The 22,172-nt window shown below is 72.1% G+C and carries 18 protein-coding genes; 11 read left to right on the forward strand and 7 right to left on the reverse strand.

Annotation, left to right across the window (positions count from 1 at the left end; genetic code table 11):
- The first annotated feature begins 36 nt into the window (after positions 1–36).
- The 4 genes from ER308_RS17205 (at position 37) to ER308_RS17220 (ending at position 7,533) form a co-directional block, all read left to right on the forward strand.
- A complete protein-coding gene (locus ER308_RS17205; RefSeq protein WP_131156128.1) occupies positions 37–1,245 on the forward strand; it encodes a thiolase family protein in 1,209 nt (402 codons plus the stop codon).
- Between the two features lie 51 nt (positions 1,246–1,296).
- On the forward strand, positions 1,297–3,369 hold the full coding sequence (locus tag ER308_RS17210) for a 3-hydroxyacyl-CoA dehydrogenase NAD-binding domain-containing protein (RefSeq protein ID WP_131156129.1): 2,073 nt from the start codon (positions 1,297–1,299) through the stop codon (positions 3,367–3,369).
- A 73-nt stretch (positions 3,370–3,442) separates the two neighbouring features.
- Entirely contained in the window at positions 3,443–4,069 is a 627-nt protein-coding gene (locus ER308_RS17215) for a TetR/AcrR family transcriptional regulator (protein ID WP_131156130.1), read from the forward strand.
- Entirely contained in the window at positions 4,066–7,533 is a 3,468-nt protein-coding gene (locus tag ER308_RS17220; RefSeq protein ID WP_131156131.1) for a hypothetical protein, read from the forward strand. Before ER308_RS17215 ends, ER308_RS17220 begins: the two co-directional genes overlap by 4 nt.
- An 11-nt stretch (positions 7,534–7,544) precedes the next feature.
- Here the strand turns inward: ER308_RS17220 and ER308_RS17225 are convergent, their stop codons facing one another.
- From ER308_RS17225 to ER308_RS17240, 4 genes are all read right to left on the reverse strand, one after another.
- Positions 7,545–8,348, reverse strand: coding sequence for an alpha/beta hydrolase (locus tag ER308_RS17225; protein WP_131156132.1), 804 nt, complete (start codon positions 8,346–8,348; stop codon positions 7,545–7,547).
- A 23-nt stretch (positions 8,349–8,371) separates the two neighbouring features.
- Positions 8,372–9,820 carry a flotillin family protein gene (locus ER308_RS17230; protein ID WP_131156133.1) on the reverse strand — a complete coding sequence of 483 codons (1,449 nt, stop codon included), beginning with the start codon at positions 9,818–9,820 and terminating at the stop codon, positions 8,372–8,374.
- Between the two features lie 87 nt (positions 9,821–9,907).
- Positions 9,908–10,417: an NfeD family protein gene (locus ER308_RS17235; protein ID WP_131156134.1), complete on the reverse strand. Its 510-nt coding sequence runs from the start codon at positions 10,415–10,417 to the stop codon at positions 9,908–9,910.
- Between the two features lie 107 nt (positions 10,418–10,524).
- A complete protein-coding gene (locus ER308_RS17240; protein WP_131156135.1) occupies positions 10,525–11,874 on the reverse strand; it encodes an EAL domain-containing protein in 1,350 nt (449 codons plus the stop codon).
- Between the two features lie 132 nt (positions 11,875–12,006).
- On the opposite strand from ER308_RS17240, the gene ER308_RS17245 reads away from it, so the two are divergent.
- Positions 12,007–13,215 (forward strand): arginine deiminase, encoded by a 1,209-nt coding sequence (locus ER308_RS17245; RefSeq protein WP_205745696.1) that lies wholly within the window; start codon positions 12,007–12,009, stop codon positions 13,213–13,215.
- Between the two features lie 174 nt (positions 13,216–13,389).
- Positions 13,390–14,970: a GGDEF domain-containing protein gene (locus ER308_RS17250; RefSeq protein WP_131156137.1), complete on the forward strand. Its 1,581-nt coding sequence runs from the start codon at positions 13,390–13,392 to the stop codon at positions 14,968–14,970.
- Here the strand turns inward: ER308_RS17250 and greA are convergent.
- Entirely contained in the window at positions 14,955–15,434 is a 480-nt protein-coding gene (gene greA / locus ER308_RS17255; protein ID WP_131156138.1) for a transcription elongation factor GreA, read from the reverse strand. The genes ER308_RS17250 and greA overlap by 16 nt on opposite strands.
- Before the next feature lie 143 nt (positions 15,435–15,577).
- On the opposite strand from greA, the gene ER308_RS17260 reads away from it, so the two are divergent.
- The 5 genes from ER308_RS17260 (at position 15,578) to ER308_RS17280 (ending at position 20,748) form a co-directional block, all read left to right on the forward strand.
- Entirely contained in the window at positions 15,578–16,453 is an 876-nt protein-coding gene (locus ER308_RS17260) for a DNA-formamidopyrimidine glycosylase family protein (RefSeq protein WP_131156139.1), read from the forward strand.
- Positions 16,454–16,465: 12 nt separating this feature from the next.
- Positions 16,466–17,227 (forward strand): polyprenyl diphosphate synthase, encoded by a 762-nt coding sequence (gene uppS, locus ER308_RS17265; protein WP_131156140.1) that lies wholly within the window; start codon positions 16,466–16,468, stop codon positions 17,225–17,227.
- Between the two features lie 242 nt (positions 17,228–17,469).
- Positions 17,470–18,606 carry an aminotransferase class III-fold pyridoxal phosphate-dependent enzyme gene (locus tag ER308_RS17270; protein ID WP_131156141.1) on the forward strand — a complete coding sequence of 379 codons (1,137 nt, stop codon included), beginning with the start codon at positions 17,470–17,472 and terminating at the stop codon, positions 18,604–18,606.
- Between the two features lie 67 nt (positions 18,607–18,673).
- A complete protein-coding gene (locus ER308_RS17275; RefSeq protein ID WP_131156142.1) occupies positions 18,674–19,333 on the forward strand; it encodes a hypothetical protein in 660 nt (219 codons plus the stop codon).
- 26 nt (positions 19,334–19,359) lie between these two features.
- The gene (locus tag ER308_RS17280) at positions 19,360–20,748 is read left to right on the forward strand and encodes a PhoH family protein (RefSeq protein ID WP_131156143.1); all 1,389 of its coding nucleotides are present in this window, start codon (positions 19,360–19,362) and stop codon (positions 20,746–20,748) included.
- Here the strand turns inward: ER308_RS17280 and ER308_RS17285 are convergent.
- Both ER308_RS17285 and modB read right to left on the reverse strand, forming a co-directional pair.
- On the reverse strand, positions 20,745–21,458 hold the full coding sequence (locus tag ER308_RS17285; protein WP_131156144.1) for an ATP-binding cassette domain-containing protein: 714 nt from the start codon (positions 21,456–21,458) through the stop codon (positions 20,745–20,747). The two genes, ER308_RS17280 and ER308_RS17285, sit on opposite strands and share 4 nt — an antisense overlap.
- The gene (gene modB / locus ER308_RS17290; RefSeq protein WP_205745697.1) at positions 21,455–22,171 is read right to left on the reverse strand and encodes a molybdate ABC transporter permease subunit; all 717 of its coding nucleotides are present in this window, start codon (positions 22,169–22,171) and stop codon (positions 21,455–21,457) included. The genes ER308_RS17285 and modB overlap by 4 nt, the downstream gene beginning before the upstream one ends.
- Position 22,172 lies beyond the last annotated feature (1 nt).

The following is a 22,172-nucleotide window of genomic DNA, read 5'->3' on the forward strand; positions in this document are numbered from 1 at the left end:
GAGCCCCGCGCCCCGAGACCCGACCAGGAGGTCCCCATGGCCGCACAGTTGCGTGACGCCGTCTACGTGGACGGAGTGCGCGTCCCCATCGGCCGGGCGCGTCCCGACGGGTACTACGGCGCCACTCGTGCCGACGACATGGCCGTGCGCACGATCCGTGCGCTGCTCGAACGCAATGGGGGGCTCGATCCCGCCCGTGTGGACGACAACGCCTGGGCGGCGACCGCGCAGGTCGGCGACCAGGGTCTCACGCTCGGGCGGTCGACCGCGGTGCTCGCCGGGCTGCCGAAGAGCGTCCCCGGCTACGCGGTTGACCGGATGTGCGCCGGCGCGCTCACGACGATCACGAACGCGGCGAACGCGATCCGGGTCGGTGCCCAGGACGTCGTCATCGCCGGCGGTGTGGAGCACATGGGCCACCACCCGATGGGTGAAGAGGTGGACCCCAATCCCCGCTTCGTGGCGGAGAGCCTGGTCGATTCCTCCGCGCTGGTCATGGGAGCCACGGCCGAGAACCTGCACGACGAGCTGCCCGGCGTCACCCGCGCCCGGTGCGACGAGTACGCACTTCAGTCCCAGGAACGGGTCGCCAAGGCCCAGGCCGACGGGGTGTTCGACGACCACGTCGTGCCGATGACGGTCTGGCAGGCCCCCAGCGACGATGCCGAGGGTCCGGGGGGCGGCTGGCGCGTCGTGACCCAGGACGAGCACCCGCGTCCTGGCACCACGCTCGAGGACCTCGCCGCCCTGCCCACCCCGTTCCGTCCCGGCGGGCGGATCACCGCGGGGAACGCCGCGGGCCTCAACGACGGTGCCGGCTGCGCACTGTTGACCAGCCGCGAGGCCGCCGACGAGATGGGCCTGGCCCCGACCATGCGCCTCGTGGACTACGCGTTCGTCGGCGTCGAGCCCGAGACGATGGGCTACGGGCCCGTGCCGGCCACCGAGCAGGTCCTCGCGCGAGCCGGCCTCACGATCGACGACATCGACCTGGTCGAGATGAACGAGGCGTTCGCCGTGCAGTGCGTCGCCTTCCTCGACCACTTCGGCCTCCCGCTCGACTCGCCGAAGGTCAACCCCTACGGCGGGGCCATCGCCCTCGGTCACCCGCTCGCGATGAGCGGCGCCCGCCTGTCGATGCAGCTGGCGCACGCCTTCCGGGCCCAGCCGGAGGCGCGTTACGGCATCACCACCCTCTGCATCGGCATGGGGATGGGCTGCACGGTCCTCTGGGAGCGCTGCTGACGCCGCCGTGGACGATCCCACCACCCGACGTCCCGAGGAGATGAGCGACTCATGAGCGACCCGATCACCCAGTTCAGCGTGCGGTATCACGAGGCCCCGCGGGCCGGCCGCCTCGCGATCATGACGATGGACAACGGCGAGGACTACCGGAAGCCGAACACGTTCGGCGACCGCGCCTTCGACTCCCTGCACCGCGTCCTCGACGACGTGGAGCGTCGGGAGGACGTCATCGGCCTCATGCTCACCGGCAAACCGCACGTCTTCGCGGCCGGCGCGAACCTCAACCACTTCGCCGGCGTCGACGCGGAGTTCGCCGAGCAGGCGGGTCGGACCGGCCACGAGGCGTTCTCCCGCTTGTCGGATCTGCCGATCCCGACGCTGGCCGCCATCAACGGCGTGTGCCTGGGTGGAGGCCTCGAGATCGCGCTGCACTGCGACTACCGCACGATGTCGACTGCGGTGGGCAACGTGGCCTTCCCCGAGGTGTTCCTCTCGATCCTGCCCGCGTGGGGCGGTACACAGCTCGCACCCCGCGTGGTCGGCGTCGAGCAGGCGCTGGAGGCCATCGTCCACAAGCCGCTGGCCAACAACCGCATGATGGACGCCGCCGAGGCGGTCGAGCGGGGCTTCGCCGACCGTCTCGTACCCGCCGTGGACTTCCTCGACGAGAGCGTCGCGCTGCTCGCTCGACTCGTCGCCGGCGAGGAGACCATCGAGCGCATCGACCCCACCGTGGGCGGGGCGACCGGGCTCGACGAGGCGCTCGACCGAGCGCGCCAGGCTGCCGATGATCGCGTTCACGGCGCGACGCCCGCGCCCTACCGGGCGATCGAGCTCGTCGAGTTCGCCGGGCGCGGCGGGGACCTCGGCGAGGGCCGCGAGAAGGAGAGCGCTGCGCTTACCGAGCTCCTGCCCGCCCGGCAGGCCCAGGCCTCGGTCTACAGCTTCGACCTCACCCAGCGCCGCGTGCGGCGACAGCCGGGCAAGCCCGACGTCCAGCCGAGGGGGGTCACCCAGGCCGCGATCGTCGGAGCGGGTCTCATGGGCGCGCAGATCGGTGGGCTGCTGTTGCAGCGCCTCGAGGTGCCCCTGGTCATGAAGGACCTCGACCAGGACGTGCTGGATCAGGCCCGGCAGACCATCGAGGGTGACCTGGACAAGCGCGTGCAGCGCGGGCGGCTGTCCGCGGGCAAGGCGCGCTTTCTGAAGTCGAACGTGACGTACTCGCTCGACGACGCCGATGTCGCCGGCAGCGACCTCGTCGTCGAGGCGGTCGCTGAGGTCATGGACGTGAAGAAGAAGGTGTTCGCCGACCTCGAGCGCGTGCTCGACGAGGGCGCGGTCCTGGCGTCGAACACCTCGACCCTGTCGATCTCGGAGATGGCATCCGACCTCACGCACCCCGAGCGGGTCGTCGGGTTGCACTTCTTCAACCCCGTTCAGGTGATGCCGCTGGTCGAGATCATCCGCGGTGAGTCGACCAGCGACGAGGCCCTGTCGACGGCGTTCGAGATCGCGAAGCGGACGCGCAAGTCCGCGGTGCTGTGCGGCGACGCCCCCGGGTTCGTCGTGAACCGCGTGCTGTTCCGCTTCATGGGCGCCTGCGCGCGAGCCCCGCGGACCGGCACCCCGTTCACGGAGGTGGACGACGCGATCAAGGCGCTGGGCCTGCCCATGGGGCCGTTCGAGCTCATCGGCCTGGTCGGGCTCGAGGTCAACGCCCACGTCGCGCGGGTCATGCACGAGGCGTTCCCCGACCGGTTCGACCTCGACCCGAACTTCCAGGAGCTCGCGCAGACCGGCCTGCCCGGGATCTACGACTGGTCCCGGGGCCGTGTGCCGTACGACGAGGTCGTCGAGCGGTGGCAGGTGGACGCCGACGCCACCCCGATGACGCCCGAGGAGATCCGCCGAGCGGCGATCGAGGCGGTGGCCGAGGAGATCAAGATCATGCTCGACGAGGGCGTGGTCGCCGACGCGCGGGACATCGACACCTGCATGTTGCTCGGGGCCGGGTGGCCGTTCTTCAACGGCGGCATCTGTCTGTACCTGGACCAGACCGGGGTGAGCCAGCGCCTGTTCGATGAGCGCCTGGTCGGCTCGCAGGACCGCGGGCTCGCCTGAAGCCCTCGTCCCCCTTTGACACGGTGTCCAGACAGCATGTGTAGGCGATTGGTCACCGTGTCAAGATGGGGGCATGTCGAGCACGACACGCGAATCGACCCGCGACGCGATCCTCGAGGGAGCCCTCGAGGTTCTGCAGCGCGGCGGGCTTCGGGACGCGCGGATGGAGGATGTCGCCGCCGCCGCGGGCTTCAGCCGCCAGAGCGTGTACTACCACTTCCGGTCCCGCGAGGAGCTCCTGTCCGCGCTGCTCGACCGGGGGCTCGGGGATCTCGTCGGTGAGATGCAGCGGGCCGTCGCGTCCGCGCCGACCGAGGAGCTCGTCCTGGTCGCCTTGCGCTTCTTCGCCGCGAACGAGGTGCTCTGCCGCTTGCTCGTGACCGAGCTGTGGGGGATATCGGGTGACCCCAATGAGCCACGCGAGATCGTTGCGCGGCTGGACGCCGAGGTCACGGGCCCGATGGCCCGCCGGCTCGAGGAGGAGGCCGCGGCCGGTGTCATCACGTGCGACCAGCCCTGGATCACCGCCCAGGCGTTGCTCGGGCAGGTGACCGGGGTGGCCTTCGAGCCGATCGTGGCGGGCAAGACCGTGGACCTCGAGCTCATCGAGCCGGTGCTGCGCGGCTTCACGCGGGCGGTGCTCGGGCTGCCGGCGGAGAGTGCGACGAGCGGCGCGCAATCCGGGGACGGGCGGTCGTGACCCGTCTCGGACGCTCCGGCCGGCTGGTCGCGATCCCGCTGCTCTGGGGTTTCGTGGCCGTGCTGCTCGTCGCGCCCCTCGAGGCGCCGGCGACCGGGACGTCCGATGGGGAGGTGAGCGACCTGCGGGTCCTCGAGACCGTGGAGGCGGCTCTCGAGGCCGACGGGGAGGTTCGGGACGCGACCTTGCACCGTCGTCTCGACGTGCGGGGTGACGGGGAGGTCGAGATCACCGATCCGGCCGCCGGACCCGACGTGCGTGAGGCCGGTCGGCTCGCCTCGCCGACGATGGACGGCGACGCGGTCGTGTGGCGGCTCGATCTCTCGGAGCCGCAGACCCGCTGGACCGTCGAGGGCTATCCGCCGACCGACGTTCCGTTCGGCGCGCGGGTGCGCTACGAGTTGGACGGGGAAGCCGTGGGCGCCGAAGAACTCGAGGGGGCCACGGGCGACGCGGCCGTCAAGGTGCAGTTGCGCAACCCCACCGCCGAGCCACGGGTCGTCCTCGTCGGGGAGGGCGTGGACCGGACCGCCGACGCCGCCGACGTTCCGCTCCCGCTGCTCGCGGAGACCGAGCTCGCGCTCGACGATTCCTGGCAGAGCGTCCGCACCGACGCCGGCCGAGCGAGCGCGGGCGTCGATGGCGGCACCGACGTGCGTTGGTCGTCCGCGCTGTTCGAGCCGTTCGGGGAGTCGACGACCGACCTCGAAGTGCGGGGCTACGTCGAGGATGCGTCCGTGCCGCGCCTCGAGGTCAACGCGACCCCCATCACCAAGGACTCGAGTGACCTGCTGGCCACGGGCGAGGACCTGCTCACCGATCGCGCGACCATCGACGCAGTGGGCGCGTTCCTCGCCGCGACGTTGCTCGAGGCATTGTCGGAGGTCGCCGATGGGGCCGGGGAGCTGGCCGGGGGACTCGATGAACTCGACGAGGGGCTGGCCGAGGCCACGGCCGAGTTCGACGAGATGGATCCCGAGGATCTGGCCGATGACGCGTTCGCCGGCCTCGAGGACGAGCTGGACCCCGAAGCGCTGCTGGACGACCTGGTGGATCCCGGCGCCTTTGATCTCGACCCCGAGGAGCTCCTCGCCGATCTCGAGGCCGACCTCGACCCGGACGACCTGCTCGACGACCTCGACCTCGAGGGTCTCCTCGATCGGTTCGATCCCGCCGCGCTGCTCACCGACGCCGACTTCGACGCGCTGCTCGAGGAGCTGATCGCGCAGCTCGCCCCCGATCTCGAGGAGATCGACCTCGACGACGATGCCGTGCAGGATGCCCTCGAGGACGCCTTCGCCGACCTTGCACCGGATGCCGATCTCGCCGACCTGCTCGAGGCCCTCGACCTCGGCGACCTGCTCGACGACCTCGACCTCGACGAGGAGCTCGACCTCGGCGACCGGCTCGATGACGTGTCGCTCGAGGGCCTGCTCGACGATCTCGACCTCGAAGACATCATCGGCGACATCGACCTCGACGAGCTGCTCGAGGACCTGCTCGACGAGCTCGAGCTTCCGGAGCTCGATCCGGAGGAGTTGGAACAGCAACTCCTCGACCTCCTCGGCGACGACACCGTGGGTGACGTGCTCGCCGAGTTGGACGTGGAGACGCTGCTCGCCACACTGCTCGGAGGCGCCGATCTCGACGTCGACGTCGCCATGGCGGTGGCCGGGCTGTTCGACGAGTTGGACGTCGACCTCGGCACCATCGAGAGGGAGCGCATGCAGGCGCTCGGCCAGGACCTCGGCGGGGCGCTCGGCCTGACCGAGAACGCTGCAGGCGCCGCCGAAGCGACCCTCGCCGCGTTGGGGGAGGCCGGCGACGACGCTCCCGGCGCCATCGATACCGCGCCCAACGAGGAACTCGCCGCACTCTCCGAGCGCCTCGCAGCGGACGTACGAAGCGGCGCCGAGGGCCTGAGGAGTCTGGGGCTCGACGGGCTCGCCCGCGTCGAATCGCGGCTCGAGGAGACCGGGGCGGACCTCGACCGGGCGCTCGAGCTGTTGGGCGAGCTCGAGGCCGAGGACGGCGACCCGGTCGAGGAGCTGCGTGACCTGCTGACCGGGGCCCGCGATCGCATCCGCGAGGCTCGCGACGACGTCGCCGGGACCCGGGAGGCGTTGCTGGACGAGTTCGGGGCCGTGGCCGACGAGCTCGACGGGGTCGCCGACGAGATGGACGGCCTGGGCGCTCTGTTGGGTGATGAGGACCAGCTCGTCGAGCGCGTCGACCGCGAGAACCTGGATGCCGCCGCCTCGGCGGCGACCGAGGTGCAGCAGGGCCTGGCCGACCTCGAGGAGCTGTTGGGGGACGCGAGCGAGCGCGTCGACGAGCTGGCCGAGGAGGTCGGTGACGAGGCCGACCTCGAGGAGCTCCTGCTCGATCGGCTGGACGGGACGGTGGTCGATCTCGAGCCGCTCTTGCTCGACGCGAACGACCGTCTGCTCGACGCGGTCGCCGACGTGCCTCTCGCCGAGATCCTCGACGAGATCCCGCTCTCGGAGCTGCTGGACGAGCTCGATCTCGATCTCGACCCCGCGGAGCTGATGGCCGGCCTCGATCTCGATGAGCTCCTGGCCGAGTTGGACCTCGCCGACCTGATCCAGCTCGGCGAGCTCGAGAACGGCGACCTGCTCGACGGGATCGACCTCGACGAGCTGTCGGATCTGCTCGACGACGCCGATCTACCCGAACTGGCGGACCTGCTCGACGAGCTCGATCTGGAGCCCGGCGACCTGCTCGACGACATCGACTTCGAGGAGCTCCTCGAGGACATCGACCTCGCCGAGGCGATCGGTGACGTGCTCGACGAGCTGGACTTCGGCGAGCTCGAGGACCTGCTCGATCCCGAGGACCTCGACGTCGAGGCCCTCCTCGACGCCGCCGGCCTGGACCCGGCCGGCCTGCTGGACCAGGTCGACCCGCCCGATCTCGCCGACGTCACCGACGATCTCGGGCTCGAGGAGATGTTCGCGGACCTCGCGCCCGACCCGGCGGAGCTGTTCGACGGGCTGGACCTCCCGGGGGTCGAGGCGCTGCTGGCCGAGCTCGACCTCGACATGGACGATCTGCTCGCGGACCTCGGGTTCGACGAGCTCGGCGATCTCGACGAGCTGATCGACGGGCTCAGCGAGGCCATCGCGGGCCTGGCCGAGGGCGGTGACGAGCTCAGCGATGGCCTGCAGGAGCTCGCCGACGAAGGGCTCGGGCAGCTGGTGAGCCAGCTCGACGACGATGCCGACGAGGCGCGTGAGCAGATCGCGCAGTTGGATGCGTTGAGCGATCGGGCGGCCGAGGCGCAGCCCACTGCCAGCCCCGACGGGGCGATCGCCAGTGCGCGCTACCGCCTGGTCATGGAGCCGGACGAGCCCCTGCCCATGCCGGTGCTCGTGCTCGGCGGAGTGCTCGCGCTACTCGCGGGTGGCGCGGAGCTGCTGCGGCGACGCCTCGAGTTCCCCTGACCGTCCAGCAGTCACGGGTCCCTTCGCTGCGCGTCCAGCCACCCGAGCATCGTCGCGAGCGGCCAGTCCCAGAAGCCCTCGGCCATCAGCCCGTGACCCATTCCTGCGAACATCACGCAGCCGCCGCCGTAGATCCGCGCGGTCCGGGGGAACTCGACGGGCGGGACGAGCTTGTCCTCGCCGGCTCCGAGCACGAGCAGCGGGCAGCCTGCGGTGCGCGGTCGCGGCGCGAACGCGATCTCGAGCTGTGCCAGCGGGGACTCGTCCTGCAGCTGCGCCACGTAGGCCTCCGCGGCGGCGGGCGGCAGGGCAGGCGAGAAGACGTCCGACGCGTCGAGGCGGATCGAGCGGAACGCGAGCGACCGCAGGAACTGCCAGGGCCGGCGGCGAGCCAGCAGCGCCGTCACGCCCAACCCGTCCCGCGCCCCTGCGGGGGTGACGAGCACGGCCGCGGGTGGGGTAGAGCGCACCAGCACACGTCGGACGAGCAGGCCGCCCATCGAGTGTCCGACGAGCACCGGTGGCTCCGGCATCTCGGCGACGGCGCGCATCACGTCGTCCTCGTAGTCGCGCAGCCGCCAGCGCGAGAGGCGCTCACGGCCTCCCGACTGCCCGTGGCCACGCAAGCTCAGCGCTGCCGATCGCCAGCCGCGGGCAGCAGCGGCCGCCATCCACAGCTCCCAGACCCATGCGCCCGCCTTGACCCCGTGCACGAACAGAAGCGGCGGCCGGTCGGTCGCGCCGTCGTCGGCCTCGCGCCAGCGGAGCTCGAGCTCCGCCGCCGGCGTCGAGACCCGGTGGCGCCCCTTGATCATCGCCTGAGAGACGCGGCGCCGGCCTAGGAGTCCTCCTCGCCCTCGGCCGAGTTGCCCCCGTCCCCGGTGCGGCGCATCGCCGCCCCCGCGGCCTCCCGCAGCGCGGACTCGTCGCCGTCACCGCGGCCGAGGCGGCTGAACAGCCCCCGCAGGTCGATGCCGGTGAGATCGCTGCCGACCTGCAGGCCCTGCTCGAGGTTGTTGGCGACCGACTTCGTGAGACTGGAGGCGCCGTCGGTGGAGATGACGGTCATCTTCTCGACCTCGGACAGCGGCTCGCTCGCCCCGCGCACGATGTCGGGCAGGACGCTCGTGAGCAGGTCGATCACCGCGGCGTCGCCGTAGAGCTGGAACGCCTCGGCGTTCTTGCGGCGGGCCTCGGCCTCGGCCTCACCCTTCGCGCGGATCGCCTCCGCGTCCGCGCGGCCCTCGAGCTCGGTCGCCTCGGCCATCTTCGCGCGGCGCTCGCGCTCGGCCTCCGCCTCGTAGATCGCGGCGTTGCGCTGCCCCTCGGCCTCCTGCTCCACGCGATAGCGCTCGGCCTCGGCCGGCCGGCGGACCTCGGCGTCGAGCTGGCGGTCGCGCAGGCTCGCCTCCCGTTCGGCGACCCGCTCCTGCTCGGAGACGACCTCCTGGTTGCGCGCGGCCTCCCGCAGGGGGCCCGCGGCCGCGGCCTGGGCGTTGGCCTCATCCGTCTCGGCCTTGATCTCGGCCTTCTTCAGCTCGAGCTGGCGCTCGCTGACCGCGATCTCCTCCTCGGCGCGCAACCGCTCCTGCTCGGACTGCTGGCGCGCACGGGCCTCGGCGATCTCGGCGTCCTGCTGCACGCGAGCGGCCTCGGGGCGCCCGAGGTCCTCGAGGTAGCTGCCCTCGGCCTGGATGTCCTGCAGCTGGAACGTGTCGAGCGTGAGTCCCTGGTTGGTGAGGCTCGTCTCGGCCTCCTCGGCGACCGCGGACGCGAACGCGGCACGGTCCTTGATGATCTCGTCGACCGTGAGCCGCCCGACGATCGCGCGCAGGGACCCGGCGAGCACCTCCTGGGTGAACTCCTCGATCGATCCCTGCTGGGCGAGGAAGCGCTGGGCGGCCGCGCGGATGGCGTCCTCGTTGCCGCCCACTTTGACCACCGCGACGCCGTCGAGGTCGGTCTTGATGCCCTGCTGGCTGACCGCGCCGGTGATGCGCACGCTGATGCGCCGGCTCGACAGGTCGAGGATGTGCAGCTTCTGGATGAACGGGAGCACGAACACGCTCGCGCCCATCACGACCTTCTGGCCGGACAGGTCGGTGGAAACCTCGCCGGTCTCGGGGTTCTTCACCGCCCCCTCGCCCTTGCGGCCGGTGATGATGAACGCCTCGTTCGGCCCGGCCACCGCGATGCGCTTCACGATCAGGTAGACGACGAGGATCAGCAGGACGACCGCCCCGATGATCCCGGTCACGAGCGGGGCCTCGAACAGGAACTCGAACATGAGCGACGTCTCCCCGTGTGGCGCGATGGCTGGTGCTGCTCGGATGGCGGGCACGGCGAGGGGGTGCACCACCGTGCCGATGACAGCCTAGGAGTCGTCGAGCCGCTTGACGAGGAGTGCGGAGCTCGACAGCACCGTGGTGACCTCGATCGGCGTGCCGACGTCGATGGTCCGGTTCGCGCGGGCGTTGTACTTCACCGTCTGGCCGAGGTGTTGCACGTTCACCTCGCCGAACGAGCCCTCGGGGATCGGGGTGACCACCACGCCGGTGGCGCCGACGAGATCCGAGGTGCGCATCGTCTCGTCGGTCGGCATGCGCATGAGGCTGCGGGTGATCCCGAAGGCGATGCCGCCCACCACGATGCCGCTGCCGAGTCCCGCGAGCGCCCCGCCAGGAACGCCGACCTCCGTCGCGTTCATCGTGAGAGCGCCACCGAACCCGAAGGCGGCCAGGAACGCCCCGATGACCGGGCCGGACAACAACCCGCCCCCGCCGATGTCGAGCGCGTCGAAGACCCCGTCCAGGATCTCGCCCAGCAGCGCGGACACGAGCAGGAGGGCAAGCCCGATCACCCCGATGATGAGGAACCCGATCAACACGTGCTCCTGGGTCGGCGACGACGTCAGGGTATAGGAACGGTCGCCGATGAACACGCATCGGGCAGCCGCACCCCCAGTGGCGCGGGTCGGCTCGGTGGTTCGCGTCAGGCCTCGGCGGCCACGGGGTGGGTCCGCCGGGGATCGACCGGCTGCGGCTTGGGTTCGCCGAGGTGGTAGCCCTGCCCGCCGTGCAGCTGCAGCGGCCGTGACTCCTGGCCGGGCAGGCTGCGCGCGAGGCTGAGCATCTCGCGGCTCTCGATCCCCTCGCCGATCACGGTCGCCCCGGTGTGCTCCGCGACGACGCAGATCGCGCGGACGAGCGCGCGGAACCGTTCCTCGTCTCCTGCCTTGGCCAGCAGCGACGCGTCGATCTTGAGGAAGTCGGCGTGGACAACGCCGAGCCACTCGACACCGGCGTTCGGTGCACCGAGGTCATCGATGCTGATCTTGAAGCCCTTGCGCGCCAGGGCCGCCGCACCTTCGGCCACGACCTGCGGGTCGACGGTACTGGGGCTGGTCAGCTCGAAGACGACGCGCTCGGGGGAGAGGCCGGCGCGTTCGACCGCGCGGATCGGGGTGAGACCCTGCAGCGACGGGTGATGCAGTGCTGAGGGGGAGATGTTCAGGAACAGGAGCGTCCCGGCGGGCATCTCGAACCCGGGACCGTCGTCGAGCACGGCCTCGCGGCAGAGCGCGTCGAGGTCGGCGGCCTGACCGAGGCGGGCGGCCGCCGCGAAGGCCTGCGCCGGGCCGTCGAACCCGTACCGGCTCGACGGACGGCTCAACGCCTCGAACCCGATCAGCCGCTGGCGGTCCAACGACACCAGGGGCTGGTAGCTGATCGCCATCCGGCGGTCGGTGAGCAGGGTGCCGACGCGTTCGAGGTCCTCACGAGTGACGGTCACCGCCGTCTCGCGGATCTCGTCGTGCCCGACGACCGCCCCGGACCCGCGCTGGCGGGCCTCCTCGGCAGCCGCGGCGGCATCGCCCCAGAGGTCCCGACCCTTCGTCGCCAACGCGAAACCGACCTGGACCAGACCGGACATGCGGGACTGTCCCGCGACGCGGAGGATCAGTTGGGCGGTCTCCTGGGCCTCGGTCGTGCCCGCGGGCTCGATGAGGACGGCGAATTCCTGCTGGCCCAGCCGGAAGGTCAGTTCGGGGCTGAAGCGCGCGGTGAGCCGCCGAGCGAACGACGCAATGTCGGGGGCGAACTCGCCGTCCACGTCATCCGGCACGGCGCTCGTCGGCCGAATCGTGGCGATGAGCAGGGCCGCGCGCGGCGGGGGATCGCTCGCGTGCGCCCGGAGCGCGGCGCGTCCCTCGGCTGGTGACATCGGCGCAGTCCCGTCCATGGCGCGGGGGTCCCGCGCAGGAGTGCGCAGCAGCAGACCCAGCAGCGCGCCGAGAGGTAGCGCCGCGGCCACCAGGGCGATCACCAGGTAGGGACTCATCCGCTGCCAGTCGACCGCTCGTCCCGGTCGGTAAGGGGCGTCGGCGTGCTCCGGCGCCCCTTCTCGTGCGCTGCGTCGAGCTCGGCATGCCCTAGTGTGCGACGCATGGATCCGAGCCCGAGAACCCCTGGCGTGGACAGCGAGGTCGGCCGCCTGCGAGAGGTCATCGTGCACCGGCCGGACCTCGAGCTGCGGCGCTTGACCCCGGCGAACAAGGACGAGTTGCTGTTCGACGAGCTCGTCTGGGTCGCCAAGGCGCAGGAGGAGCACGACGCGTTCGTCGAGGTGCTCACCGGGGAGGGCGTCCGTGTTCGGTCGCTCCATCGGCTGCTGGTCGAGGTGCTCGCCGATGGGGCCGTGCGCGACGAGGCCGTGGCACTGCGAGCCACGGTGGACGCCTGCGGCGTCGAGCTCGTCGAACGTGTGCGGCGGCACCTCGCGGAGCTGGAGCGGGACGAGCTGGCGACGCGGTTGGTCGGCGGCGTCACTGTCGACGAGGTCCCCGGCGCCCGCGAAGGGTTCGTCGGGGGTGTCCTCGGGGGCACGGCCTTCCTCGTTCCGCCGCTGCCGAACGCGGTGTTCACGCGCGACCCGTCCGCGTGGGTGGGTGGGGGCGTCGTCCTCTCGCCGATGCAGCGCCCCGCCCGTCAGGACGAGCGTGCGCTCTGGCAGTTGGTCTACCACCACCATCCCGACTTCGCGGGCCTGGCCGCGGCCACGTGGTACGGGGGCGACGACCGGCCGGGGTTCCCGGCCACGCTCGAGGGCGGCGACGTCCTCGTGCTGTCCGACCGGCTCGTGGCGATCGGATTGTCCGAGCGCACCCACCCCGTGGCGGTCGAGAACCTCGCCGCGCGCCTGTTCGCCGCCGACGTCGTCGATGAGGTGCTCGCCGTGGACCTGCCGAAGTCGCGGGGGACGATGCACCTGGACACGGTGCTGACCGTGGTCGACACCGACGCCGTCGTGCTGTGGCCGCGGGTGCGGGAGCTCGCGACGCTCTACCGCATCCGTCCGGCTCCCGACGGCGGCCCGATGCGCGTACACCGCGAGTCCGATCTCGACGCCGCCCTCGCCCGCGGTCTGGGTGTCGACGCGGTGCGGGTCATCACCACGGGCGAGGACGAGGTGGCGGCCGACCGGGAGCAGTGGGACGACGGCAACAACACGCTCGCCGTCCGACCGGGGACGGTCGTGGCCTACGAGCGCAACGTCGACACGAACCGGCGCCTCACCGATGCCGGCATCGAGGTGCTCGAGATCCCCGGCTCCGAGCTGCCGCGGGGTCGGGGAGGACCCCGTTGTATGTCGTGTCCCGTGGTGCGTGATCCCGTGCGCTGACCGCGCGATCGACGTCGACAAGGGCCGCCACGAGCTGGGCCGTGGTCGCCCCGGCCGGCGCGGCCTCCGGCGAGGCCGGACGCCGGTCCCGCGCGAAACGGGTCAAGCGCGGCGGCGTGCGGCCGACCTCAGCGCGAAGGGTGAGCGGCGGGCGCCGCCGCAGGAGGGCTGGGATTGATCACGTCGTCGATGTCGAGGGGCGTGCTCCTCGTGGGCACCGGCGTGATCCTCGTGCAGGCGCTCATCCAGGCCCTCCTGCCGGGGATACCGGCCCAGGCGCACCTGAGCGTGGTGTTGTGGCTGACCGCTGGCGCGGTGATGCTCAGTGCCCGGTGGCACACCCCACGCCCGCGTCTGCCGTTCGTCGCGCTGGCGGCAGGGCTCGCCTCCGCGGCGGCCGGGTACGGGATCGAAGCGTGGGTCGTCCCCGACCGTGGGCCCACCGGGATCCTCGGGCCCGTCCTCGTGGGCCTCCACCTCGTCACGGGTGCCTGCTACCTCGTGGCCATCACCATCGTCGTGGCCCTGCGCCGCCCGCGGGGCGGGCACGACGGCCTGATCGATGCCGCCGCCATCGTCCTCGCGGCCTTGTTGCTCGGGTGGCAGTTCGGTGCTGCCCCGGGTGCGGGGGGATCCGCGGGCCTGTCCGTCCCGTTGGTGGGCTCGGGGAGTGCCCTGGGGGCGGTGGGCTCGGGGAGTGCCCTGGGGGCGGTGGGCTCGGGGAGTGCCCTGGGGGCGGTGGGCTCGGTCAGTGCCTTGGTGGCGCTCGCGATGTGCGCGGTCACATGGCGCCTCGCGTTCCGTGCCGGGGAGGCGGCGCCCGTGCTGCTCCGGCTGGTCGCGGCCTCCGCGCTGTTCGCGGTCGGGGCCGGCGCCCAGATGCTCCTGAGCCTGGACGGCGCCCTCGAGCTAATCGTCGACGCGGCCCGTCGCGGTCCCGGGGTGCTCATCGCTTCCGCCGTGCTGCATCCCGCGATCCGCATCCTCACGAAGCGTGAGGAGGGCTCCGCGCGGCCCGTCACGCCCTGGCGGATGCTGCTGCTCGGCGCAGCGTTGCTCGTGCTCCCGGCCTTGCTGGTGGTCCAGGCGGTCCAGTTCGACGCGCGCAGCTCCGAGGTCCTGCCGCTCGCTGCCGGCGCGACCGCGCTGACGGCTCTGGTCCTGTGGCGTCTCGGTCGGCTCGTCGTGGAGCGTGAGCGGCTCCGTACGGATCTCCAGCGCCGCGAGGCGAGGTTCCGGGAGCTCGCGCTGTACGACAGCCTCACCCGGCTCGCCAGCCGGTACCAGCTGATGGCCCGCCTGGAGGCCCTCGTGGCCGAGGTGCCGGCGGGCGCGGTCGGGGGCACGGTCGCGTTCGTGGACCTCGACGCGTTCAAGCCCGTGAACGACCGCTACGGCCACGAGGTCGGCGACCGGGTGCTGTGCACCGTGGCGGAGCGGCTGAGTGCGCTCGTGCGTGAGGGTGACACGGTGAGCCGCCTCGGCGGCGACGAGTTCATCCTGGTCTGCCGTGACGTCGCGACGCCGGCAGAGGCCGAGCGGCTCCGCTACCGTCTCGCGGACGCCCTTGCCGTCCCTGCGATGCTCGATGGCGTCGAGGTGCCGCTCTCGGCCAGCGTCGGGCTGGCGATGCTCCACGGGGGCGACGATCCCGAGGCCCTGATTCAGCGTGCCGACACCGCGATGTACGAGGAGAAGTCCGCGCAGCGCCGGGGAGGTGGCGGCATCCCGACGGTGGCTCAGGCTCCCTCGTAGGGACGGACGTCCTCGACCTTGATGGAGAGTTCGCCGGCGGGAGCGTCGTAGGTCACCGTGTCCCCGACCCGGGCACCGAGCAGCGCCTTGCCCAGCGGCGAGCCGGTCGAGATCACCCGCAGCCCCTCGGCCTTGTCCTCGATGCTGCCGAGCAGATACTCGTCGCGGTCGCCGTCGCTGTCGACGGTGGTGACGACCGTGCCCGCGGCCACGACGTCGCCTTCAGGGGCGTCGCCGACCTCCGCGCGCGCGAGCATGTCTTCGAGCTGGCGGATGCGCAGCTCCATCTTGCCCTGCTCGTCCTTGGCGACGTCGTACTCGGCGTTCTCCTTCAGGTCGCCGTGCTCGCGGGCCTTCTCGATGGCCTCCGAGGCTTCGCGACGGCCCTCGGTCTTGAGGTGCTCGAGCTCGGCGACGAGCCGGTCGTACGCTTCCTGGGACAGCCACACAGGATCGTCGCTCACGGGTTGATCCTTCTGGAGCGAGGGGTAATGCCAGAGCGGACGAGTCTAGCGGCTGAGCCGACCGCTGGCCGCTGTGCGCGTCTGCTCGCTGTGTGGATCCACACGGGACGACGCTTCCGTGGTGAGGAGGAACGAGGAGCGGGATGCCGGAGCTACCGGAGCTGCAGGCGCACGCCGAGCGGCTCACCTCGCGGGTGGGGGGCGCGACGCTGCGGGCGGTCGAGCCGTTGTCGTTCACCGCGCTGAAGACGGTGACGCCGTCCCCGGACGCGGCGGTGGGGGAGCCGTTGGATCGGGTTGCCCGCCGCGGCAAGTACCTGCTGCTGCTACATCCGTCGGCGGTCGCCGTCGTCCACCTGATGCAGGGCGGGAGGCTGCGCGTCGGGGGCTCCACCGCCCGACGGCCCAAGGGCGGGCTCGTGAGGTGGCGCTTCGACGACGCCCCGCAGTTGTTGTTGACGGAGCCGGGCACCGAGCGCCGCGCGGGGGTCTGGGTCCTCCCGCCGGAGGCGGTGATGGCAGAGGAGGTCGAGCCGCTCGCCGGTCTCGGGCCGGACGCGGACGCGATGACCGTCGAAGAACTCGGGGCGAGGCTGCGCGCCCGCCGAGCGCGGGTGCACACCGCGCTGCGGGATCAGTCGGTGGTGGCCGGGGTGGGTCGCCGGCTCGCGAACGAGGTCTGCCACCGCGCGGGTTGCTCGCCGTTCGCGGGCACCGCGAACCTCGACGCATCGATGGTGGACCGGCTCCACACGGCCCTCGAGGAGGTCATCGCCGAGGGCCTCGCCGAGGAGCGTGCCCGCGACGACTTCGGGCGCGCCGCCGACCGCACGAGCGCGGTGCACGGTCGGACGGGCGAACCGTGCCCGGTGTGCGGTGACGTCGTCCGGGAGGTCGCCTACCGCGCCTACACGGTCCACTACTGCGCGGGATGTCAGACCGGGGGGAAGGTGCTCGCGGACAACACGTACTCGCGTCTCGGCATCGATCGCGATCCGGGAGAGACCGCGCCGGGTTAGACTCCCACCGCCATGCGTGACCTCCTCTACCGTCTCTATGAGCGTCGCCTCGCGGCTGGGCTCGACGTGCTGCCGCGCCATGTCGCGCTCATCCTCGACGGGAACCGGAGGTTCGCCCGGGAACGCGGCCTCGGCGATCCGAGCGAGGGACATCGACTCGGCGCCCGCAAGGTCGACGAGCTCGTCGAGTGGTGCCACGAGCTCGACATCCCGTACGTCACGCTCTGGCTCCTGTCGACCGAGAACCTGCAGCGGGACGAGAACGAGGTCGCGAACCTGCTGGAGGTCATCGGGCAGACGGTGGATCGCCTCGTCGCCCGCAGCTCCCAACGGGGGATCCAGATCACGCCGGTGGGCGCGCTCGACGGTCTGCCCGACCCCCTTCGACGGGTGCTCAAGCACGCTCAGGAAGCGACCGCCGACGGCGATCGGCTGCACGTGCAGGTGGCGGTCGGCTACGGGGGCCGTCAGGAGATCGTGGATGCGCTCCGCGGGGTGCTGCACAGCCGCCTCGCCGCGGGCGACGACCTGGGGACGGTGGCCGGCGACCTGACCCTCGAGGAGGTCGCCGACCACCTCTACACCACCGGCTTGCCCGACCCCGACCTCATCATCCGCACTTCCGGCGAGTTGCGGCTCTCGGGATTCCTGCTCTGGCAGTCGGTCCACAGCGAGTTCCACTTCTGCGACGCGTACTGGCCGGAGTTTCGCAAGACCGACTTCCTGCGCGCGCTGCGCGACTACGCGTCCCGGGAGCGCCGGTTCGGTTCCTGACGGCGGGAGCCGGTGTTCGCGTGGTCGTCCCCGAACCGCCACTGACCCATCAGACGCTCGCTCCGATCCGTACATCCGCCCGGTGCAGCCTGATCCCGCATCCAGAAGGGATCGAGGGGGGATCGGATTGCCGAACGGGTCCCACGCCAGGTACCCGCACCGACGGGTGACCCACGCGCCGATTGTCACGGGCGGCCAACGGCGCGCCCGGCCGGGGTACCACCTGAGCGTCGGGCGTTGCGATGCAGGGCGCCGGGTCCGTGGTGCTACGCGTGCTGGAGGCCGCTCGATCGTCCCGTGTGGGGCGCGCGGCCGGCCTGGCCCCGAACGATCCGACCCCTGAGGCGACACTGGCCGAATGGCTCACGGCCCTGAGCCCTTTCGGCGCCGCGGGGCGGGGGAACGGTGGCACCTGGCTCGCGACGGATCGTCGGAGCGCCCTCGAGGGCGCGGTGCGGCTCGCTCGGCTGGCCACGGGTCGCCACCAGGTCGTGACGTGGTGGGACGCACAGGAGGCGGCGGCTCACAGGGTCCGCCCGGATGGCGGGACAGACGGCGGTTCACCCGGTGACGAGGCCTCCCCGCTCTTGATACGAGGTGTCCTCGAGCACGCGGGCGACCTGGGGGCGGTGGTGGTCGCAGCCTCGGACCCGGCCCTGCGGCGCACCAGCCCGTGGTTCTGGCACCGCTTGCACACTGCCTGCCGGTCGCATGGCGCCCCGTTGATCGTCGACGGGTCCGAGGCGTGCCTCGGCAGAACCGGCCACCTTTTCGCGAGTGAGCCGCTCGCTGGCCTGGCGGACCTCTTCATCACCGGGGAGGCACTGGGGGGAGGGGAGTCCCACCTTGCGGCCGTGACCGCCGGGCCCGCGATCCTCCGGGCCGCGTCCGAGGCCGGGGAGCCCGCCCATGGCGCATTGATCCGCGATTCCTCGACCAACCACCTCGAGTCTCCGGTGACAAGGGTGCCTGTGCATCCGGCCGCCCCGCCCCAGCGGGCCGCCTCGGTCGGGCTGGCGACGCTGGACGTCATCGCCGAGGAAGGGCTGTCCGAACGTGCTGCCGAGCTCGGGGTCTGGTGGGGGGCCGAACTGACGGACGTCGCCGAGCGCCACCCGCACGTGGAAGACGTCGTCGGGGACGGCCTGCTGTGGGCCCTGATGCTCGCACCCCGCGGGTCATGCACCGACAGCGGATCACCGGCTGAAGCCGTTCGCCGTGCCGCATGGGGGCGCGGACTCTCCTGCGGGGTCGCCAACGACCGCATGGTGACGCTGGCTCCGCCGCTGACCGTGATGGCTGCGGAGCTCCACCGGGCCTCGGACATCGTCGACGTCGCGCTCCGGGCGGTGGCCCGGGCTCCCGGGGGGAGTGAATGAACCGCCGGTGGGGACGGGTCGACCTTCCACGGTTGCGGCCGCTGACGGCGTATCCTGGTGCCAGCCGATGCGCACCCTGCCCGAACCGTCCAGCGATCAGCCCAGTGGTGACGTCCTGAGCGTTGAACTGGTCCGTGCCGGCCTTCGGACATCACCGGGTGACGCCGAGGATCTCGCCGGCACGCTGGCCGGCAGCGACCCACCCGTGACGGCCCTGCTCGCCGGCACCGAACCGAGCGCCACCGACTTGCTGGCGCCTCTGGCGCACCGCCTCGACCGCGAACTGCACGTCGATCCCGAGCTGGCCGGCCTGGCTCACCCGGTCGTGCAGCTGCGGGACGAGGACGACGACTGGCTCGGCGCCGCCGTTCTGGGCGGTCGCGCGCTGCGCGCGTTCACCCGACTGTCCGCTGAGATCGAGCCTCCTGCCACGGTCGTCGTGGCGGCGGACGCATCCGTGGTGGCGGCGCTCCTCGCGCTGCTCACCGGGCGTGACGACCTCGATCTCCACGAGCTCGGCGGGCTGCCCGCCAGCCGCGTTTGTCTGCGGCTCGACCCGGGGACCGGCCGCTGCCTCGCGGCTGAGCGGGTGCCGGCACCACGGTCCGTGCCGCGCGAGGCTACGGGCTCGGCGAGCGAATCCGTCTCGGCGAACGAGGCCACGGGCTCGGCGAGCGGATCCACCCCGGCGGGCGAGATCGCCAGGTCGATGACGCGTTCGCCCTGATCCACCATCGACGAGAGGAGCCCCGGATGGCCGCGCCCGCGACGATTCCCGACGAGGCGGGCGGCCGCTCGGCCGGCCCCTCGGTCACGTACGTCCTGGACACCTGCGTCCTGCTCGCCGATCCGGGCGCCCTCCACCGCTTCGACGAGCACGAGGTCGTCCTGCCCCTCGTGGTGGTCGAGGAACTGGACGGGCAGAAGGCGCGCCTCGACGAGGTGGGTCGCAACGCGCGTGCGGCCGTGCGCGAGATCGAGCAGCTGCGTGTGGGCAGCGCGACCGGGCTGCGCGAGGCGGTCGACCTGCCGACGGGGGGCAGTCTGCGGGTCGAGGGCAACCACGTCGACGCGACCCTTCCCGCCTACCTGGACCCGGCCAAGCCCGACCACCGCATCCTGTCCGTCGCCCTCGAGCTCGGCGGGGTCCTCGTCACGAAGGACGGGGCGCTGCGGATCAAGGCGAGCCAGCTCGGGGTGGCGACCGAGGACTACCGCGCCGACACCGTCCACGTCGATGAGCACTACATCGGTACGGTCGACCTCGCCGTCGACAGCGGCACGCTCGACCAGCTGCACCGCGAGGGCAAGGTCGCGCTCGATCCGGGGCTCGTGCCGGGCGAGGGACTGTGGCGCAACCAGTACCTGATTCTCCGCGCCGGACCGTCGGCCAGCGGGCTCGCGCGGGTGATCGAGTCCGACGAGGGCGGCATCACGATCGAGCGCGTGCCCGGCAGCCCGCGGGCCTTCGGCGTGACGCCGCGCGACGTGCGCCAGACGTTCGCCCTCGACCTGCTCACCGACCCCGACGTGCCGTGTGCCTCGGTGATGGGCATCGCCGGCACGGGGAAGACGTTCCTCGCCCTCGCCGCCGGGCTCGAGCAGGTCGTCGAGCAGGGCGCGTACCGCCGGCTGTCGATCTACCGCCCGCTCGTGGCGGTCGGACGGCAGGAGGTGGGGTACCTGCCCGGCGCGCTCGAGGAGAAGCTCGAGCCGTGGATGGCCGCGGTGCACGACAACCTGTACGCGCTGTTCCGCCGCGACGAGCCGGGGGAGGGCGCCTGGGACGGGCCCACCGGGGGCATCGACGGCGCCGTCGACGCGTTGCTGGCCCGCGGCCAGCTCGAGATGGCCGCGATCACCTACCTGCGGGGGCGATCGATCACCGACGAGTTCGTCATCATCGACGAGGCACAGAACCTGGAGCTCTCGACGCTGAAGGTCATCCTGACCCGCATGGGCGCGGGCTCGAAGGTCGTGTTCTGCGGCGATCTGTCGCAGGTCGACAACCCCTACATCAGCCCGCACGGGGGCATGTCCGCGCTGATCGAGACGCTCAAGGGCAGCGACCTGTTCGGCCACGTGAGCCTGCAGAAGGGCGTACGCTCGCCACTGGCCGAGCTCGCGGCGACGACGTTCTAGCCGGTGGGCCCGCTGCGATCGCCGAGCGCCGCCAGTGCGTGGTGGCCGCTGTGGCGCTCGGTGATCGCGCCGGGCCGGGCAAGGACCACGTGGTCGGCCAGCTCGGCGGCCTCTTCCCGGTCGTGGGTAACGAACAGCGCGATCAGCCCTTCGGTCTCGACGAGCGTGCGGACGAGCTCGCGCAGTCGCCGTCGCACCGGGGCGTCGAGGGCGCTGAACGGCTCGTCGAGCAGGAGCATTCGTGGGCGCCCGACGAGTGCTCGGGCGAGCGCGACGCGCTGTTGCTGCCCTCCCGACAGTTGATGGGGGCGGCGGTCGGCGAGCTCGGCCGCCCCCACGCGCTCGAGCCACGAGCGGGCGGCCGCGTGACGGTCCCGGCGGGGGAGGCGGTCGCCGTCGGTGTCGCGGGCGGCCAACGCGACGTTGCGGGCGGCACTGCGATGGGGGAGCAGGAGCGGCTCCTGGAAGACCATCCCGACACGTCGGTGGCGCGCCCGGACCATGATCCCGCTGTCCGCGTCGCTGAGCACCGTGCCGTCGATGGCCACCCGGCCCTGCTGTGGACGCGTGAGTCCGGCGACGAGTCGCAACGTGAGCGTCTTGCCCGCGCCCGACGGTCCGAAGAGGACGGTGAGGCCCGCGGGGGCCTCGAACCGAGCGGTCAACCCGAACGAGCCCAGGCGGTGGCCGACGTCGACGGCGAGCGTCACACCGCCCCCCGCTCCAGCCGGCGCACGACCACGAGCACCACGATCGCGACCGCCGAGAGGACGCCCGCGAGCACGGCCGCGCTCGTGTAGTCGAAGGCCTGGACCGCGTCGTAGACGGCGATCGGCATCGTCTGGGTCCGGCCCGGGATGTTCCCGGCCACCATCACCGTCGTGCCGAAATCGCCGAGGGCGCGCGCGAAGCCCAGGGTCACCCCGGCGATCACGCCGCGCGCCGCGAGCGGCAGCGTGACCTGCAGGGCGACGCGCCATTCGGGCAGTCCGGCGACACGCGCGGCCTCCTCGTAGCGACGGTCGACCCCGTCGAACGCGGCGCGGGCCGCCCGCAGGCAGAAGGGGAGGCTCGCGACGGAGGCGGCCAGCACGGCGCCTTGCCACGTGAACACCAGCGGTTGGCCGGTGAGGCGCTCCCACGCGTGGCCGAGGGGCGCCTCGCGGCCGACGAGCACGAGCAGGTAGTAGCCCAGCACCGTCGGGGGCAGCACGATCGGCAGGCTCGCGGCGGCCTCCAGCAGCCCGCGTCCGGGGAAGCGACCGCGGGAGATGGCGTACGCCCCGGCCACGCCGAAGGTCGCCGTGATGACCGTCGCGATCCCCGCGACGCGCAGGGACAGCAACAGGGGGAACCAGTCCACCGCCCGCAACGCCTCCGCGGGTCCGCCGGCCGCGCTGATCGTGCCGCCGAGCGGTCCCACG

The organism is Egibacter rhizosphaerae, assembly GCF_004322855.1.
Taxonomy (GTDB): Bacteria; Actinomycetota; Nitriliruptoria; order Euzebyales; family Egibacteraceae; genus Egibacter; species Egibacter rhizosphaerae.